At 69.8% G+C, this 3,479-nt stretch carries 4 protein-coding genes; all 4 read right to left on the bottom strand.

What is annotated here, in order from left to right:
• Positions 1 to 171: 171 nt before the first annotated feature.
• On the bottom strand, positions 172 to 819 hold the full coding sequence (locus NGF19_RS30215) for an NAD(P)H-dependent oxidoreductase (protein WP_252429108.1): 648 nt from the start codon (positions 817 to 819) through the stop codon (positions 172 to 174).
• A 221-nt stretch (positions 820 to 1,040) separates the two neighbouring features.
• Complete coding sequence (locus NGF19_RS30210; RefSeq protein ID WP_252429107.1) at positions 1,041 to 1,424, bottom strand: YybH family protein; 384 nt, start codon at positions 1,422 to 1,424, stop codon at positions 1,041 to 1,043.
• A gap of 36 nt (positions 1,425 to 1,460) precedes the next feature.
• On the bottom strand, positions 1,461 to 2,069 hold the full coding sequence (locus NGF19_RS30205; RefSeq protein ID WP_252429106.1) for an NAD(P)H-dependent oxidoreductase: 609 nt from the start codon (positions 2,067 to 2,069) through the stop codon (positions 1,461 to 1,463).
• A gap of 184 nt (positions 2,070 to 2,253) precedes the next feature.
• The gene (locus NGF19_RS30200; protein WP_252429105.1) at positions 2,254 to 3,432 is read right to left on the bottom strand and encodes an MFS transporter; all 1,179 of its coding nucleotides are present in this window, start codon (positions 3,430 to 3,432) and stop codon (positions 2,254 to 2,256) included.
• Between the last annotated feature and the right edge of the window lie 47 nt (positions 3,433 to 3,479).

Here is a 3,479-nt window from a genome sequence, read left to right as displayed (position 1 = left end):
AAAGGTGAATTCCCTTTGAAAACCTCGCACATGGCGTCGTGGCGGGAAAGGAAGGGTCAGTGAATTCGTCATATCAGGGGGAGGTGGCGGATGATTGCGGAGAGAGAAGCCGGAAGCCGGGCCGCGGAGAGCGCGGCCCGGCTTCGGGTGGAGTCTTCCTGTTGGTCTGTCTCAGCCTGTCTTCAGGCCCTTCTTGAGCGCCTCGGCGACCTGGAGGGTGCGCACGGTCTGGTAACCAACGGCGGCGAGGTTGTCGTCGGTCACGTTCTGGGCGAGGTGGCCGGGGATGGCCTGGAGACCCGAAGTGGCGCTGACGCCGTACGGGTTGCCGTTGCTCGGCGTGAGCAGGATGTCGTCGGTCACGCCGGGCGGCACGATGACAGCGCCCCAGTGGTAGAACACGTTGCTCAGCGACAGGATCGTGGACTCCTGGCCGCCGTGCGGGGTGCCCGTCGACGTGAACGCGGACATCGCCTTGTTCATCAGGCCGCGGCGGGCGTGCAGTTCGAAGGTCTGGTCGATGAAGTGCTTGAGCGGGCCGGCGAGCAGACCGTAGCGGCCGGGGGTGCCCCAGACGACCGCGTCGGCCCAGTCGAGGTCGTCGATGGTGGCCACCTGTACGTCCCGGCTGGTGGCCACGTGCTCGACGTTCGCCTCGGTCCATTCCTTGTAGTTGGGCGCGAGCGGGTCCTCGGTGATCTCGGCGACCCGGCGCAGCCGTACCTCGGCCCCGGCCTTCTCCGCCGCCTCGGCTGCCGCGACAGCCATCTTGTGGATGTTCCCGGTGGCCGAGTAGTAAACGATGGCGACATTGGTCATGGCCGTACTGCTCCCTCATTGGATTGGGTGCTCGTGCCGTTTCCGGCTGCTCGGTGCTGATTGCCGGCCTGCTGTTCGCCGGCCTGTCGGTGTGCTGCGTGATGGGTGTGTGCCCATCGTGTCGTCGGGGCGCACCATGCGGCCACCTGATCGAACGAATCCGTCAAGTGCCGTCTCTTATGGCCGGATCCCGGCGGATGCGCGGCGGGATCCGGTCGGGTTCACGCGCCGCCCACCTCGACTCCCGGCGGGTTGTCGATGATGTAGCGCCACAGCCCGTCCGAGCCGCGGCGGGCCACGTCGGTGGCGGTGCCCTCGATATGTACGCGCTCGCCGTCCGGCTTGGTGCCGTCGATGACGAAGTCGCCGATGATCAGGGCCGTGTCGTCGTAGACGTAGGTGTGGCGCACGGTGATCTCGATGGGGACGCCGAGGGCCAGGAAGCTGCTGGTCGCCTGGCGCCGCCCGTCGCCGGTCACCACCGTGCCGGGTGTCAACACCCGTACGGCCTCCGGCTCGAAGAGCCGGTCGATGGCGGCGAGATCCTTGGCGTTGAAGGCGTCGACGAAGGTCGCGGGCAGTTGAGCCGGGTCACTGACGGCCATGGTGAGTACTCCTTCCCGAACCGGAGCCGGCGGATGTCAGGCGACGGCCGGGGCGGCGGCCTTGAGGGCGGCGGCGACCTCGATGGTGCGACGGGTCTGGTAGGCGATGGCACCGGCGTTCTCCGGGTGGATGAAGCCGACCCGGCTGCCGGCGACGGTGGAAGCACCGTAGGGGTTGCCGTTGTTCTTCTCGTACAGCACCGGGTCGGCGGAGCCGGTGGCGACGATGACCGAGCCCCAGTGGCAGATCGCGTTGTGCAGTGCGAGGATCGCGGTGACCTGGCCACCGTGCTCGGCGGAGCCGGAAGCGAAGGCGGAGACGGCCTTGTTGAGCAGCTTGCCGTGGATCGACAGCGGCGAGGTGGTATTGATGAACTGCATCAACTGCGGTGCGGCGAGCCCGAAGTGGACGGGTGTGCCGAGCAGTACGGCGTCGGCCCAGTCCAGGTCGTCCAGCGTCACCTCGGGTATGTCCGCGGTGTGCGCGGCGTGTTCCTCGGAACCGGGACGTCCGGTGGCGGCGATCTCGGGCACCCGGCGCAGCCGCACCTCGGCACCCTCCTCGGTGGCGGCCTTGGCGGCGGCCAGCGCGAGCTGGTGGGTGGAGCCGGTGGATGAGTAGTAGATGACGGCGACGTTGGTCATGGTCGAGTGCTCCCTGGACGTACGGCTGTTGGGGTCGACGTGCGAAAGAACGCGGGTCGCGTGCGCGCAACGACGGTGCGACGCGGGCGAGTACGGCAAGTACGGGAACTGCGAGGGGAGTACGGCGATGACCGCATCCTGGTTCGCGCGGCGCGGGCGCGGCAACGCGGCGCCCGCGAGTGCGTCAGGTCCGACGGACACCACGCAGAACGCCACCGACGGCGACGGCCAGCACGAGCGCCAGGAACAGCGCCAGCGTGGTGAACCCTCCGAAGAAAGCGGCGAGTTGGGCGCCCGCCCCGGCGCCCACGTTGAGTGTGAAGCCGTACAGGGCGATCGCCGTGGTCTGCGCGGCCCCAGCCCGCGCGCCGACGGACTGGATGAGCGCGGGACCCAGCGTGGCGAAGCCCGCCATGAAGGCGAACAGGGCGGCCCCCAGGGCGATCGCGCTGTCACCGGACAGGGCGGCGGCCAGCATCGCAGCGGCGGTCACCACGAGGGCACCGGCCGCGCGGCGCGGCGCGGGGATACGTGCAAGGGCGGGGGCGAGCAGGATGGCGCCGAGCAGCGCGGGGAGGGCGCTCGCGCGCAGCGCCAGCAAGGTCCCGCCGCCTGACACGTCGGCAGGGCCGAACAGTTGCACACCGGTGTAGACGGCGGTCAGGCTTCCGGCGCCTATCAGGATGACCAGGTACAGCGGGAACATCCGGCCCCCGAGCGCGGCTCGCAGGCCGGCTCCGCCGCTCACCGCGGCAGGCTGCCGCCCCTCGGCCAGCAGGACCCGCCAGGAGACGGCGGACCCGGCCAGCAGCAGTGGCACCGTCCCCCAGAACACCCACACCCAGTCGAGCAGTGACGCCACGAGCTGCGCCTCGACCTGGCCGATCACCACGGTGGCACCCATGCAGGCGGACACCACGGTCAGTGCGAGGGAGACACGGTGCGGGGCGATGCGCGCGTGAAGGTACGCGTACGACATGGGGATGAACGAGCCCGCGAAGAGCCCCTGGAGGGCGCGGAGCGTCACGCCGGTGGCGAGTGAAGTCGCCACCGGCATCAGGGCGGTGACGACGGCCATGGCGAGGACGTTGGCGACCATCACCGTGCGCCGTCCGAACCTGGTCGACAGCGGGCCGCTGACGAGCGAGCCCACCGCGTGGGCGAAGGCGAACGCGGTGGTCGACGCAGCCGCCGCCCCGGCCGACACGCCCCAGGCGTCGCCGAGTTCGGACATCAAGGGGATGGTGACGTACATCTGGCCGACCACGAGCACGCCCATGACGGACACGGTCGCGACGGTCCTTGCGAAGGGCGCCGTCCCGAGCGCCGCCGGGGGTGCCCCGGCCACCGATGATTTCGACATACAACGATCCTGAGAGGAGGCCCGGGCCCCGGCAATCTGCGACCTGA

Source organism: Streptomyces macrolidinus (genome assembly GCF_023887685.1).
GTDB classification, from domain to species: Bacteria; Actinomycetota; Actinomycetes; order Streptomycetales; family Streptomycetaceae; genus Streptomyces; species Streptomyces macrolidinus.
Note: the sequence above shows the minus strand (reverse complement) of the source record. Positions and strands in the feature narration are given on the sequence as shown.

Bases quoted from the DNA above. Each gene is read 5' to 3' on its own strand.
- NGF19_RS30200 (WP_252429105.1), bottom strand. From the start codon at position 3,432: ATGTCGAAATCATCGGTGGCCGGGGCACCCCCGGCGGCGCTCGGGACG.
- NGF19_RS30210 (WP_252429107.1), bottom strand. From the start codon at position 1,424: ATGGCCGTCAGTGACCCGGCTCAACTGCCCGCGACCTTCGTCGACGCC.
- NGF19_RS30215 (WP_252429108.1), bottom strand. From the start codon at position 819: ATGACCAATGTCGCCATCGTTTACTACTCGGCCACCGGGAACATCCAC.
- NGF19_RS30205 (WP_252429106.1), bottom strand. From the start codon at position 2,069: ATGACCAACGTCGCCGTCATCTACTACTCATCCACCGGCTCCACCCAC.